Origin of the sequence: Noviherbaspirillum aridicola, from assembly GCF_019656455.1 — a bacterium.
Taxonomy (GTDB): Bacteria; Pseudomonadota; Gammaproteobacteria; order Burkholderiales; family Burkholderiaceae_D; genus Noviherbaspirillum; species Noviherbaspirillum aridicola.
Map to the genome: position 1 here is coordinate 74882 of NZ_BPMK01000002.1, position 13673 is coordinate 88554.

At 68.3% G+C, this 13673-nt stretch carries 12 protein-coding genes; 5 read left to right on the plus strand and 7 right to left on the minus strand.

The window, feature by feature from the left end; genetic code table 11:
* Positions 1-20: 20 nt before the first annotated feature.
* Positions 21-3032 carry a bifunctional diguanylate cyclase/phosphodiesterase gene (locus tag NCCP691_RS02205; protein WP_220806610.1) on the minus strand — a complete coding sequence of 1004 codons (3012 nt, stop codon included), beginning with the start codon at positions 3030-3032 and terminating at the stop codon, positions 21-23.
* 148 nt (positions 3033-3180) lie between these two features.
* Here NCCP691_RS02205 and NCCP691_RS02210 point away from each other — a divergent pair, with 148 nt between their 5' ends.
* Entirely contained in the window at positions 3181-3330 is a 150-nt protein-coding gene (locus NCCP691_RS02210; RefSeq protein ID WP_220806611.1) for a hypothetical protein, read from the plus strand.
* An 11-nt stretch (positions 3331-3341) separates the two neighbouring features.
* Here the strand turns inward: NCCP691_RS02210 and NCCP691_RS02215 are convergent, their stop codons facing one another.
* Positions 3342-4295 (minus strand): L-lactate dehydrogenase, encoded by a 954-nt coding sequence (locus tag NCCP691_RS02215; protein WP_220806612.1) that lies wholly within the window; start codon positions 4293-4295, stop codon positions 3342-3344.
* Between the two features lie 121 nt (positions 4296-4416).
* Here NCCP691_RS02215 and NCCP691_RS02220 point away from each other — a divergent pair, with 121 nt between their 5' ends.
* Complete coding sequence (locus NCCP691_RS02220) at positions 4417-4734, plus strand: hypothetical protein (RefSeq protein WP_220806613.1); 318 nt, start codon at positions 4417-4419, stop codon at positions 4732-4734.
* A gap of 12 nt (positions 4735-4746) precedes the next feature.
* Here NCCP691_RS02220 and NCCP691_RS02225 read toward each other — a convergent pair whose 3' ends face one another.
* Complete coding sequence (locus NCCP691_RS02225) at positions 4747-4938, minus strand: hypothetical protein (protein ID WP_220806614.1); 192 nt, start codon at positions 4936-4938, stop codon at positions 4747-4749.
* A 131-nt stretch (positions 4939-5069) separates the two neighbouring features.
* Between NCCP691_RS02225 and NCCP691_RS02230 the strand changes: the two genes are divergently transcribed.
* Positions 5070-6359, plus strand: a complete 1290-nt coding sequence (locus NCCP691_RS02230) for a multidrug effflux MFS transporter (protein ID WP_220806615.1) — start codon at positions 5070-5072, stop codon at positions 6357-6359.
* A 10-nt stretch (positions 6360-6369) separates the two neighbouring features.
* On the opposite strand, the gene NCCP691_RS02235 is transcribed toward NCCP691_RS02230, so the two are convergent.
* The 3 genes from NCCP691_RS02235 to NCCP691_RS02245 all read right to left on the minus strand — a co-directional run bounded on the left by NCCP691_RS02235 (position 6370) and on the right by NCCP691_RS02245 (position 9176).
* Positions 6370-6789: a hypothetical protein gene (locus NCCP691_RS02235; RefSeq protein WP_220806616.1), complete on the minus strand. Its 420-nt coding sequence runs from the start codon at positions 6787-6789 to the stop codon at positions 6370-6372.
* Between the two features lie 124 nt (positions 6790-6913).
* A complete protein-coding gene (locus tag NCCP691_RS02240) occupies positions 6914-7075 on the minus strand; it encodes a hypothetical protein (protein ID WP_220806617.1) in 162 nt (53 codons plus the stop codon).
* Between the two features lie 73 nt (positions 7076-7148).
* Positions 7149-9176 carry a PAS domain-containing hybrid sensor histidine kinase/response regulator gene (locus NCCP691_RS02245; RefSeq protein ID WP_220806618.1) on the minus strand — a complete coding sequence of 676 codons (2028 nt, stop codon included), beginning with the start codon at positions 9174-9176 and terminating at the stop codon, positions 7149-7151.
* A 246-nt stretch (positions 9177-9422) separates the two neighbouring features.
* Here NCCP691_RS02245 and NCCP691_RS02250 point away from each other — a divergent pair, with 246 nt between their 5' ends.
* Positions 9423-9713, plus strand: coding sequence for a DUF378 domain-containing protein (locus NCCP691_RS02250; protein WP_220806619.1), 291 nt, complete (start codon positions 9423-9425; stop codon positions 9711-9713).
* A 21-nt stretch (positions 9714-9734) separates the two neighbouring features.
* Here NCCP691_RS02250 and NCCP691_RS02255 read toward each other — a convergent pair whose 3' ends face one another.
* Complete coding sequence (locus NCCP691_RS02255) at positions 9735-10910, minus strand: HPP family protein (RefSeq protein WP_220806620.1); 1176 nt, start codon at positions 10908-10910, stop codon at positions 9735-9737.
* 487 nt (positions 10911-11397) lie between these two features.
* Between NCCP691_RS02255 and NCCP691_RS02260 the strand changes: the two genes are divergently transcribed.
* Positions 11398-13656, plus strand: coding sequence for a putative bifunctional diguanylate cyclase/phosphodiesterase (locus NCCP691_RS02260; RefSeq protein WP_220806621.1), 2259 nt, complete (start codon positions 11398-11400; stop codon positions 13654-13656).
* Positions 13657-13673 lie beyond the last annotated feature (17 nt).

Below are 13673 nucleotides of genomic sequence, written 5' to 3' on the forward strand. Positions count from 1 at the left end.
CGCTTGCGCCGGTGAAATTCTCAGTGGGCGAATCCGCCGCCGCCGCTGCCGCCGCCGCTCAGCAGCAGCTGCTCGAAATCCGCGGCCGGCAGCGGCTGCGAGAACAGGAAGCCCTGGCCGTAATCGCAGCCCGCCGCCGCCAGCAGCTCCATCTGCTCGCGCGATTCGACGCCTTCCGCGATCACCTTCAGACCGAGCCGGTGCGCCATCACGATGATCGATTCGGCGATCGTGCGGTCGGCCTCGTCGGCCGCCATGTCGCGGATGAAGGAGCGGTCGATCTTCAGATAGTCGATGTCGAATTTCTTCAGATAGGCCATCGATGAATAGCCGGTGCCGAAATCGTCGATCGCCACCTGTATGCCGGCGTCCCGGTATTCGAACAGCTTGCCCGACACGCTGCCCGAGGTATTGAGCAGCAGGCCCTCCGTGATCTCGACCGAGATGTGCTGCGGCGGCACGCCGATGCGCTGCAGATAGGCGACCCAGCTTTCGTCCTCATGCGCGAGGAACTGCACAGGCGACTTGTTGACGCCCACCTGGAACGGTGCCCCGAGCTTGCTGCTCCAGCGCTGCGCCCACGCGGCCGCCTCGCGGAACACCCAGTCGCCGATGGCGTTGATCATGCCGGTTTCCTCGGCCAGCGGGATGAACTGCGCGGGATCGATGCTGCCCAGTTGCGGATGCTGCCAGCGCAGCAGCGCCTCCGCCTTGACCACCTTGCGGCTCCTGAGGTCGAGCACCGGCTGGAAATACACCGACAGCTGGTTGGCGCGCAGCGCACCGCGCAGCTCGTTGGCCAGCCGCAGGCGGCGCTGCGCCTTTTCGTCCATCGACAAGGTGAAATAGCCGAAGCGGTTCTTGCCCGCGTGCTTGGCCGCGTACATCGCCTGGTCCGCCTTGCGGATCAGTTCCTCCGGCGCGGTGGCATCGGACGGGCACAGGGTGATGCCGATGCTGCCCGAGATGTAGGCGACTTCACGGCCGATCAGGAAGGGCCGCGACAGCGCCGCGAGGATCTTCTGCGCCACCTGTTCGACCTGGGCCTCGCCGCCCGGCTTGGCCAGGATCACGGTGAACTCGTCGCCGCCCAGCCGCGCCACGGTATCGGTGTCGCGCACGCAGCCCTTGATGCGCTGCGCGGCCTGCACCAGCAGCAGGTCGCCGGTGTCGTGGCCGAGCAGATCGTTGATTTCCTTGAAGCGGTCGAGATCGATGAACAGCAGCGCGAAGCCCTGGTCGCTGCGCAGCGCCAGCCGGACTTCCTGCTCCAGCCGGTCGCGGAACAGGCGCCGGTTGGGCAGGCCGGTGAGGGCGTCGAAATTCGCATGCCGCCAGATCAGTTCGTCGGCCTGCTTGCGCTCGGAGATGTCGGTGACCATGCCGGTGAACCGCTGCGGCCTGCCATCGGGATCGCGGGAGGCGAGGATGCCCCGCGACAGCACCCATTTCCACTGGTTGTCTCGGGTGCGGATGCGGTACTCGCAGATATAGGTCGGGGTCTTGCCGTCGAGGCAGTCGTCGAACGCGGCGCGCACCCGGCCCACGTCCTCCGGGTGGATGCGGGTGGCCCAGTGCACGTCGGCGTCGGCAATCTCGTCGTCCGCATAGCCGAGGATCTGCTTGGCGCGGGCCGAATAATGCCGCACGCCGCGCTTGAAGTCCCAGTCCCACACGCCCTCGCCGGCACCCTCCACCGCCAGGTTCAGGCGTTCATTGCTGAGCCGCAGCGCTTCTTCGGTCTCCTTCTTGGCCGTGATGTCGATGGTGGCGCCGTGCACCCGCGTGGGGGCGCCGCCTTCATCGCGGAACAGGGCGCCGCGCGAATAGAGCCAGCGCACGCTGTCGCCCGCCGCATGCACGCGGTACTCGATATCGAGCGGCGCGCCGCCGTTGATGCAGACGGCGAGCGCCTGCCGCAGCGCCGGCGCGTCTTCCGGCACCACCGCGGCGATCCAGTCGTCCACCGCCAGCATGCCGGCATCGGGCGGCTGGCCCAGCATCGAAAGCATGCGGCGGGAGGCGGCGCAGATGCGGGTCGCGGGTTCGAGATCCCAGGTGCCGATGCGGCCCGCCTCGATCGCGATGCGGTGCGAGGCTTCGCTGCGGCGAAGCTTCGCCTCGGCCTGCTTGCGTTCGCTGATGTCGCGCATCAGCACCTGCACGGCCGGCGTGCCGTCCCAGCGCGCCGGACCGGCGGCGAGCTCGACGTCGATGCGTCCGCCGTCGAGCGCGCGCAGGCCCGCCTCGCCCGGCGGACTGGCGAGGCCGGCGAGCGCGCGCGCAAGCCGCTGGCGCAGCGCCGGGTGAGAGGCGGGCAGAAAGAAATCGAACACCGGGCGGCCGACCACCTGGGCGGGGGAGGAGGCGCGCAGCAGCTTGAGCGCCGCCGGATTGGCATAGACGAACCGGTTGCCGGCATTGATCAGGATGCCGTCGGGACTGACCGCGAGCAGGTTGCGGAAGCGCTCGTCGGAATCGCGCAGCTTTTCCAGCACCTGATACTGGCGCAATGAGGCGCCGCATGCGCTGGCCAGGGCTTCGAGCACCGCCACCTCTTCCGCGTCCGCCTTGTGCGGCCGCGACCAGTAGAGGCCGACCGCGGCGACCGGCGGCTCGCCGCCCACCGGCACCATGACCATGCTGCGTATCCAGCTCGGGCGGTAGATCTCCTCCGGGATGCGGTCATCGTGCAGGACGTCCGCGACCACCGCGGTGCGGCGGTTCTGCATCGCCCAGCCCGACAGGCAGGATGCCATCGGGAATCGCTGCCCCTGCCATTGCCCGCCGGTGTCCGAATCTTCCGCCAGGTAATAGCAGAGCTCCTCGTCGCGCAGGACGATGCAGGCGCCGTCGGCACCGGCGAGATGACGGGCGGTGTCGCGGGCGACGTCGAAGATGCCGCTGCGCGTGGTCTCGGCGCCGATGCGCGTGACCGCATCGGCCAGCAGGTGGAGACGCCGCGCGGAGTCGGGCCGCGTGTCGCCATGGGAACGGGAGGATGTGCCGGCAAGGATATTGTTGGTGATCATGCGGCGCTCAGAAGTGCAGTGATGCAAGTTGACAGGGAAGGAACAATTGCTTAGTCAGTAATTGTTGCCGCGGGTTCTCGGTCGGTGGCAGAATTCCCGGCCGGCGCAAGATCCCTTGCCGCCGCAACCGCTTCCCGGGAAACCACTCATGATCCTCAACAGAAACACGGGCTGGACCATCGTCCAGACCATGCTGGCCGTACTCGTCGCCGGCATCGTGCTCACGCTCGCTGCCGACTATCTGATCGAGCGACGCTGCGAGGAAGACCCGTCGCGCGAGATGTGCGTTCGCCGCTGAGCGCATCGCCGCTAATAGCCGAGGCTGCTCACCACGTCCTTGATGACCTGCGCGCTCGCGCGCAGTGCCTCGCTTTCCCCGGCGTCGAGGGCGGGCATCAGCCGCATCTGCAGGCCGTCCCGGCCTATGACCAGCGGCAATGAAAGCGCCACGTCCCGAATGCCTTCCACTTCCGGCGCGAGCGCGCACGCGGTCAGCACCGCCCGCTCGTCGTGCACGATGCAGCGCGCCAGGCGCGCCAGCGCGGCGCCGATGCCGTAACACGTATAGCCCTTGCCCTCGATGATCTGATACGCCGCGCGCCGCACGCCTTCGTCGATCTCCGCCATCGTCCGCGGCGTCAGGGGACGGCCGCGCGCGTCGGCGAATTCCGCCAGCGGCAGGCCGGCGATCTGCGCGCCCGACCACACCAGCACTTCCGAGTCCCCGTGCTCGCCGAGCACCGACGCATGCACCGACGACGGCGACACCTCGAAGTGGCGGGCCAGCAGCGAGCGGAAGCGCGCGGTGTCGAGCATGGTGCCCGAGCCGAGCACGCGCGCGGGCGGCAGGCCGGAGAGCCGGGTCGCGACCTGGGTCATCACGTCGAGCGGATTGGTGGCCACCAGCAGGATCGGGTCGGCCGCATGACGCATCACCTGCGGAATGATGTCGGCGAAGACGGCCGCATTGCGCGACAGCAGCTGCATTCTCGTCTCGCCCGGCTGCTGACCGACGCCGGCGGCGAGGATTACCAGCGAGCATCCGGCGAGCGCTTCCCAGGAGCCGGCTTCGATGCGCATCGGGTGCGAGAACGGCGTCGCATGCAGCAGGTCGGTGCGCTGCGCCTCGGCTAGCCGGGGATCATGGTCGACCAGCACGAGTTCACTGCCCGTGCCCTGCAGCAGGAGGGAATAGGCGGCGGTGCTGCCGACGTTGCCGCAGCCCACGATGCCGATGCGCGTATGGCCGGATGAACTGCCCATGGTGCCCTCGTCGAAAACCTGAAGTGCGCAATGTTCGCCGGCTTGCGGCCGCATGACAAGCGACTTTTTCGTCTTCAGGCAGTCCAATGGAAGAGTCTTTCCGACGATTAACGAGGTCATCATGAAAAGCACACTTTTCGCGGTCCTGGCGGCCGCCGCCCTGTCGACCGCCTGCGGCTCGATGCACGGTCATCGGGACATGCAAGCGCGGCATCACGGCGCCGGCTACGGCGGACACGGAGGAATGATGGCGGGCATGGATGTCAATCGCGACGGCAAGCTGTCGCGGGAGGAATTCATGCGCGCGCATGAAGCGATGTTCGATCGCATGAAGGGGCCGGACGGCATGATTTCGTTGCGCGACATGCCGATGCACGGCCAGGGCATGCCGGGTCCGGGCCCCGGCATGGGCCCCGGCCCCGCCGCCGGACCGAGATAGGCATCGGGGAAGTCATGGCCGGATGGACGCCGGCCGCCATTCCCTGATGTCCTCGAAGGGCAGCGCGACCGGTCCGTTCGCGCTTTCCATCATGAAGCACCAGTCGCGGCGGCTCCAGCGCACCGCGCGCTGCTCGCCGTCGTGCAGGGTGGCGATGCAAGGCTCGTCTTCATACAGGTGGGACAGGGCGCTGTCGGCTCGCATGGTTTCCTCTTCGCGGGTTCGGATTTTTTTCCGACGACCGGCGGCGGAAATGGTTCGAACCAACGAAGCGGCGGAAAGTCGGATAATGCATTCCTTGACCTATTCCCCACGCCACGCCACGCCGTCCCTGAATGAACAACAATAAGAACGACGCTCCCGTCCCCGTCCCTGTCCCCGATTCCCGCACCGACTCCGCCACGCCGCGCGGCCTCGCGCTCCTGCTCGCCGCGCTGGCGATGCTCGGGCCGTTTTCGGTCGATACCTATCTGCCGGCCTTCCCCGCCATCGAGCGCACCCTGCACGCCGCGCCGATACAGGTGCAGCAGACGCTGACGGCCTACATGCTGTCCTTTGCGCTGATGATCCTGTGGCACGGCGCGCTGTCGGACGCCTTCGGCCGCCGCAACGTGATCATCGGCGCGCTCGCGGTCTTCGCCGTCGCCTCGCTCGGCTGCGCCGCCTCCCACAGCATCGAGTACCTGTGGGCCTTCCGCATCCTGCAGGGCGTATCGGCCGGCGCGGGCATCGTGATCGGCCGCGCCATCATCCGCGATCTGTACGCCGGCGCGCCCGCGGCGCGGCTGCTGTCGCTGGTGACGATGATCTTTTCGGTGGCGCCGGCGATCGCGCCCATTCTCGGCGGCTGGATCGTCACGCTGGCGAACTGGCGCGCGATCTTCCTGTTCCTCTTTCTCTATACCGCGCTGCTGCTGGCATGGTGCTGGCGCAAGCTGCCGGAAAGCCTGCCGCCGGAGCAGCGGCAGCCGTTCAACGCGCGCGCGCTCGGCCGCAGCTATCTGCGCATCTTCCGCTCGCCCTTGTTCCACCTGAAGGCGGGCACGGTGGCCTTCAACTTCGCCGGACTGTTCCTGTATGTGTCGGCGGCGCCGGTATTCGTGACGCAGCACCTCGGGCTGGGCGCGGACGAGTTCGGCTGGCAGTTCGTGCCGACGGTGGCCGGCATCTTCCTCGGCGCCTTCACCGTCAACCGGCTCGCCGGCAGCATGTCGATCCCGCGGCAGGTGTCGCTCGGCTTCTGCTTTCTGCTCGGTGCGGGCGCGGTCAACGTGCTTTACCACGCCTTCCTGCCGCCGGCGCTTCCATGGTCGGTGCTGCCGCTGTTCTTCTACACCATAGGCATGTCCATCGTCGCCCCCGGCGTGACGCTGCTGGTGCTCGACCTGTTTCCCGAAATCCGCGGCATTGCCGCCTCCTGCCAGTCCTTCACCCAGACCATGCTGGCGGCGGTGGTGTCGGGCGTGATCGCTCCGCTGCTCGACGGCTCGGTGCTGTTGCTGGCGATCGGCCAGTTCGCCGCGGCCGCCATCGCGCTCGCGCTGTGGCTGGCCGGGCGTTCGTATCACAACGCGCAGCGTCGCAAGGAGCAGCTCAACGCCTGGGAAACGGTGCCGGTGGAGTAGGGCCGCCCGATCAGGGCCGCGGGGGGGACTGGCGGCAGGCGCCGATGATGCGCAGCACTTCGAAGCTGCAGCGGTTGAGCTGGTTGAGTTCATCGATGCGCTCGGCCACGCGCCGCCGCAATGCGCCCGCCATGTCGCGGCACGCGCCGGCATGTCCCTGCAGCATGCTTCCCAGCGCAAGCAGTTCCGGTTGCTCGAGAAAGCGGGTGTCCAGCATCATGTCGCCCGCCAGGACGCGTGGCATGCCGCCCGCGCACGACTCGACCCTGCAGCCGGCGGGCGGCGCGACGCCGCCGTCCTGGATCGCGGCCAGTTGCAGGCGCAGGCGGTGAAGCGCCTGCAGTTGCAGCCGGCGCCAGCCTATCAGTGATTCGAGCTGGGATGGCGCGCGCGCGCCGGTATCGTGAAGGGCGGATGAGGGCGGCAGCATGAACGTGTTTCTCTTGGGATCATGAGAGGGGGCACGCTCATGTGTGGAGGCCGCCTGCCGCCCGGTTCCGTCCTGCCTCGACCGGTGTGCCGCGTCGGGGCTCGCCGGCAGGACGGACGACGGCTTACTGCCCGGGGCCGCCGGGCCGGTCCTGCGGACGGCTGCCGTCGCCGCCGGCCGGCTTGCCGGCCACCGTGTCGACCTGCTTTTGCAACTGGTCGCCGTGTTTCTTGATTTCCTCGTCCGCCGGCTGCGCGACCTGCTTGCCGCTCTGCTGTTCGTTCATTGCGAGCTCCTCGGGTTGGTTGACAGGACAGGCATCGCATGCAATCCGGATGCCAGGCCCGGCTGTCCCGGCATCAACCCTCGGGCGCGAGCAGGCCGAGCAGGCGTGCGGTATCCACCGGCTTGACCAGGTGGTGGTCGAAGCCGGCCGCCAGCGCCGCCTTGCGGTCGGCGTCCTGTCCGTACCCGGTCACCGCGATCAGCAGCGCCTGCGGATGTTCGCGGCGCAGCAGCCGGGCCAGCGCGTTGCCGTCCATCGCCGGCAAGCCGATGTCGAGCAGGCAGGCATCCGGCCGCTCGCCGCGTGCGCGCAGCAGCGCCTGCTCCGGGCAGTGGGCGAGCAGCACTTCATGGCCGCAGGCTTCGAGGTAGAGGCCGAGCATGCGGGCGGCGTCGGCGTTGTCGTCCACGATCAGCACGCGTCGCGCCTGGCCGGGCACTGCGCGCGGCTCCTGCCGGGCCGCCGGCTTTTCCGCATCCGCGTCCCGCAGGCAGGGCAGGCGGAAGCTGAAGCTGCTGCCCTTGCCTGCACCCGGACTGCTGCAGGCCACGCTGCCGCCGTGCAGTTCCACCAGGTTCTTGACGAGCGCCAGCCCGAGGCCCAGCCCGCCCTGCGAACGGTCGGAACTGCGCTCCGCCTGCACGAACAGATCGAACACCCGCTGCTGCAGGTCGCTCGCCATGCCGATGCCGTCGTCCTCGACGGACAGCGCCAGTTCATCCTGCTCCGCCGCCATGCGCAGGCGGATGTTGCCGCCGGGCGGCGTGTACTTGGCGGCGTTGTTGAGCAGGTTGCCGACGATCTGCACCAGGCGCTTGTGATCGCCGCTGACCATCGCCGGCCCGGGGCCGATTTCGAGGGCGAGGCGGTGGCGCTGCTCCTCGATCAGCGGGCGCACCTGTTCCACCGCATCCGCCACCACCGCCTTCATGTCCTGCACCTCCTTGCCGATCGTGACGAGGCCGCGCGTGACACGCGACACGTCGAGCAGATCGTCGACCAGGCCGGTCATGTGCTGCACCTGGCGGCGGATGACGCGGCTGGTCTGCTTCATGCGGTCCGGATCGGACGGCGCGATCTCCATCAGCTGCGCGGCGGCGCTGATCGGCGCCAGCGGATTGCGCAGCTCGTGCGCGAGCATCGCCAGGAATTCATCCTTGCGCCGGTCGGCCTGGCGCAGGGCGGCCTCGGCCCGCACCCGGTCGGTGATGTCCATCTGCGCGATGACGCCGCCGATGATGCGGCCGAAAGCGTCGCGGACCGGAGCGCCGGAGATCACGATGGTGCGGCGCTCGCCCGGGGCGTCGAAGGGTTCGATCTCGATGATGTCGCGCGGCGCTTCTTCGCCCGCGAGGGCCCGCGCCATGGTCCACTCGTTCGGGCCGAGGGGCTGTCCGTGGCGGGCCGAGCCGTCGGCCCACCAGCCCTTCCAGGCCGCGTAGTCGCCCGTGCTGAGCGCGATCGGCGCGTTCACGCCCCACAGCCGGCGGTGCGCCGCGTTGACCCGCAGCAGTCCGCCCGCGGCGTCCGCCATCACGATGCCCACCGGTGCCGCTTCCAGCAGCGCATTGAGCCGGCGCTGTTCCGCATTGGCCTGCTGCGCCGCGTCGAGCGCCCGTTTTTCGGCGGCCTTCAGCCGCTCGACCTTGTCGACCAGTTCATTGTTGAGGCGGATCAGCTCGCGCTGGTTGCGGTTGCGGGCGGTGACGTCGCGCGCGATCGCGATCAGGATCTGTTCGCCGCCGATCTCGACCACGCTCGCGGTCGTCTCCATGTCGAGCACCTCGCCGCTGGCGGTGCGGATGCGCGCCGGGTAGCCGTGCACCGTGCCGTCCCGCCTGAGCAGTTCGACATACGCGAGCCGCTGCGCCCCGTCCTCGTCGGGCCACAGGCCGATGTCGAAGGACGTGCGTCCGATCACATCCTCGCGGCGGTGGCCGAGCAGGCGCTCGAAACCCTGATTCACATCGATGTAGGTACCGTCGGAAAGGCGGCTGAAGGCGATATAGTCGGGGGAGGCGAAAAACACTTGCCTGAATATCTCCAGTTCCTGGCGCTGGGCCAGAAGCCGGAGCGCATCGGGTGCGTCCGTCGTGTTCATTGTCAGTCTCCTCTCGCCGGCGGCCCGCGGCGCCGCCAGGGTGTTGTCGTGGCTTGCCGCCAGGGATCGCGCGGTTTGCCGTTCTTATGGTTCAACTATAGCAAAACGCCGGCATGCGCCTTCATCTGCCCTCATCCCCCTTCGGGCGCATTCCGCATGCGGGAAGCGGGCGAACCCTTGCGGACCGCGCCTGTCTCTGACCTTACGCACGGCCCTTCCGCCGTGCAGACCGCAAAGGAGCAAATCATGGCAACCGTTGAAGGACTTTCGCATGACCGCCGGCATATCCCCGACCGGCGAAGCAGCAGCCGCGGCCACGCCAGCAGTTCGAAGCGCATGGGCGCGATGGACTGGATCGCCATGGTGCTGCTGATCGTCGGCGGCATCAACTGGGGACTGGTCGGACTGTTCGATGTCGACCTGGTGGCAATGCTGTTCGGCGAGGGGAGCGCGCTGGGGCGCGTGGTCTACGTCCTGGTCGGACTGAGCGCGCTGTATTCGATCTACACCAGCAGCAAGATGTCGCGGGCGAGGTAGCGCCGCCCGCGTCCGCCCTTGTCAGGCGGCGTCGGCCATGCGGCCGGCGCCGGCCTGCTCCAGTCCGGCCCGGTACAGCGCTGCCACCAGGTCCGACTGCGTCACGATGCCCACCAGCCGCTGGTTGCCGTCCACCACCGGCAGGTGATGCAGGCCGCTGTCGGAGAACAGCGGCACCAGGCTGGCGATGGGCTGGTCCGCCATCGCGCATCGTACCCGGGCAGTCATGATCTGGCCGACCACCTCGGGTTTGTCCGAGGTTGCGCCCGGTGCCGGGCGCAACAGGTTGCGAACCCTGTCGCTGAAGCCGTCCAGCCGGTCGAGATCGGCCTGCCTGAGAAAGTCATGCTCGGTGACGATGCCGATCACGCGGCGGAAACGGTTGATGACCGGCAGTGCCTTGATGCGGTGGTCGCGCAGCAGGCGCCAGGCCTCCTGCAGGCTGGTGCCGAATTCCGCGGTAATCACGTCGCGCGCCATGATCTCGGCGCAGTCGGTGTGCCCGAAATGCCGCTGGTAGGCCTGCATTTCGCTGCGCATCACCAGTTCCTGCAAGTCTTCCCGGCTGATGTCGAGCAGCGTGTCGCGCTGCCGCAATGCATGGTCGAGGTCCTGTTCGCTCACGCCGGCACGCGCGCCCGGCAGCGGGTCGGCGGTGCGATGCGGATTGGCCGGCGCCGCCGGCGCGAGCGGATAGCGGCGGCCGCACAGCCGGTTGTAGGCGACGGCGGCGCAGACCAGGGCCGCCGAGTTCACCGCCACCGGCATCAGGACGAAGGCATAGCCGAGATGCTCCGGCCCGCCCGCGCCGAGGGCGGCCATGACCGTCGCCGCGCCGCCGGGCGGGTGCAGGCAGCGCAGCAGGAACATCGCGCAGATCGAGGCGCCGAGCGCGACGCAGACCGCCGCCAGCGGCGCGCCGATCAGCTTGCCGCAGGCGATGCCGATCAGCGCCGACAGCACGTTCCCGCCGAACACGGGCCAGGGCTGGGCCAGCGGACTGGAGGGCAGGGCAAACGCCAGCAGCGCCGAGGCGCCGAGCGGCGCGACCAGCCAGGCCGAGGACGCATCCACCGTCCACATGCCGGCAAGGCCCGCGCAGGCCAGTCCGAGCAGCGCGCCGAGTATGGAGCGTGCCTGTTCGCGGGCGGAGAGGGCGACGGGGGGCGGCAGGAATCGGCGAAAGCGGGAAATCATCGACGGGTCGGGGCAGGATGTGCTGGCGCTTGCGTTGGGAGCGGCGATTATACAAGCGGCATGCTTTTCGTCCGACGCTCCCGCCCGACGGAGCCTGTCCGGCCCGGATAACAAAATATTACACGGCTGAGTCACCGCAACAGGCGCCCCATCGCCGCAAACTCCCGCCCCACCGCCGGGTCAGACCGCCGAACACCAAGGAGGCAAGGTGCAGCCTGAAGATTTCGTCGCCAACATCATTCTGTTCGTCGTTGCCATAGTGGTCCTGCTGTATTTCCTGGTTTTCTGATCCCCGCGGTCCGGCCAGCCGGAATACCCGATGTCTTGTCCCGCAGGGCTTCAATTTCCCCTTAGCAACAAAGAAATTCCTTGTTGTGGCCGCGTTTGATTGATGGTAAACATTCGTTTCCAGGAAGCACATCAACACGGCGACGCGATGCCTGGGGCGCGCCGCGTGAGACGATAAGACGCCAGGCGGAGACACCGGATGGGAAAGCAAGCCGCAGGGCGTACCGCGGGCGAAGTGCGGGCGAACCTGCATGCGTTGCGCAATGTCGCGCTGAGCTGGATCGTCGATGCCGCAATCCTCGCGCTGCTGGCGCGGCTTGCCGGCGTGCCGGCGATGGTGCCGGCGCTCTACCTCGGCATCGGACTCGCCTATGTCGCGGCCGCGTGGTACATGCTGCGCAGCGGCCGGGCGGAACGGCATGCCGACCCCACGCTCTCCTTTCCGCAACTGCTCGCGGCGGTCGCCAATCAGTGCCTCGGCCTGTGGCTCGCGCCGTCCATCGGCATCTTCTTCCTGCTCAATATCTTCCAGGTTTTCGCCTACGGGCTGTTTACGCTCGGTGCCCGCGAGTTCCGGCTGCTGCTGCTGGAGGCGGTCGCGCTCACGCTGCCTGCCTTCGTCGTCGCGGGCATGCAGATATCCTTCCCGGTCGACACCGCCGGCGGACGCTTCCTGCTGTTCGTGGTGTTCGTCACGAGCCTGGGTCGCTTCGTCTGGGTCGGCAACTACGCGGGCGCGCTGCGGCGCAAGCTGTTCTCCCAGCGCGCCGCGCTCGCCGAGAGCGAATCGCGCTTCCGCGCGCTGACCGAGCTGTCTTCCGACTGGTTCTGGGAACAGGACGCGCAGCTGCGTTTCTCCCGCATCGAAACCGGCGGCGCGCACGCCGAGACGCCGGAGGCGGCGCTGCTCGGCAAGCTGCCGTGGGAAGCCGGATTCGAGGTCGAGCTCGAGGGCGGCTGGGAAGGCTACCGCTTGCTGGCGGCGGGCCGCGCCGAGTACCGCGACATCGTGATGAAGCGGCGCACCTCGGACGGACAGGAATACATCGTCAGCCTCAGCGGCCGGCCGCTGTTCGATGAGGCGGGCGTGCTGCAGGGATACCGGGGCGTGGCGCGCGAGATCACCGAGAAGCGGCTGGCGCAGCAGCGCATCGAGCATCTCGCCACCCACGACATCCTGACCGGGCTGCCGAACCGGCTGATGTTCACCCAGCTGCTCGACATGGCGGTACGCATGTCGCGCCGCAACCAGCGCCGCTTCGCGCTGCTGTTCATCGACCTCGACCGTTTCAAGCAGATCAACGATACCCTCGGCCACGAAGCCGGCGACGAGCTGCTCAGGGAGATCGCCAACCGCTTCACCGCCGCGCTGCGCGGCAGCGACGTGGTGGCTCGCCTGGCCGGCGACGAATTCGTGGTGCTGTTGCAGGAGCTCGACAGCGAGTCGCAGGCGGGGACCGTGGCCGACAAGCTGCTGGCCGAGGCATGCAGGCCGATGACGATCGCGGGCCAGGAATGCCGCGTCAGCGCCAGCATCGGCATCGCGGTGTTTCCCGAGGACGCCGGCGACGGCGACAGCCTGCTGCGCAATGCCGACAGCGCAATGTACCTGGCCAAGGAACAAGGCAAGAACAACTGCTGCTTCTATTCACAGGGGGTGCACTCGCACGCGTTCGAACGCATGACGGTGGAGAACGAGCTGCGCCACGCGCTGGCGCGCAAGGAATTCAGCCTGCATTACCAGGCCAGGCGTGCCCTCGCGAGCGGCGAGATACGCGGCGTCGAGGCGCTGCTGCGCTGGAACAATGCCAGGCTCGGCATGGTGGCCCCGGGCCAGTTCCTGCGCGTGGCGGAAGAATCGGGCGCCATCATCCCGATCGGCAAATGGGTGCTGCATGCCGCCTGCACGCAAGCCGTCGCCTGGCAGCGCATCGGCCTGCCCAGGATGAGCATGGCGGTCAACCTGTCGCCGGCGCAGTTTGCGCACGAGCGCCTGGTGAACGACATCGCCGACGCGCTGGCACAGACCGGACTGGCGCCGGAACTGCTGGAAATCGAAATCACCGAAGCCATGGTCTTCCACGATCCGGCGCGGGCGGCGGCCACGCTGAGGGCGGTCAAGGCGCTCGGCGTCAAGCTGGCGATCGAGGATTTCGGCACCGGCTACGCGACGCTCGGGCAGCTGCGCGAATTCCCCGTCGATACGCTCAAGGTCGACCGCTCCTTCATCCGCAACCTCGGCGAGATCGGCGGCAACCGCGCGCTGACCGAAGCCATCATCAATTTCGGCCGCGAGCTGCATGTCACGGTGGTGGCCGAGGGCGTGGAGACCGCGGAGCAGGAAAGCTTCCTGCGCGAGAGCGCCTGCGACGAGGTGCAGGGATTCTATGTGAGCAAGCCGTTGCCGGCGGAAGCATTGCCGGAACTGTTCGCGCCGCCGGACGCCATGCCGGCCTGAGGAAGAGTAGCTGTTGC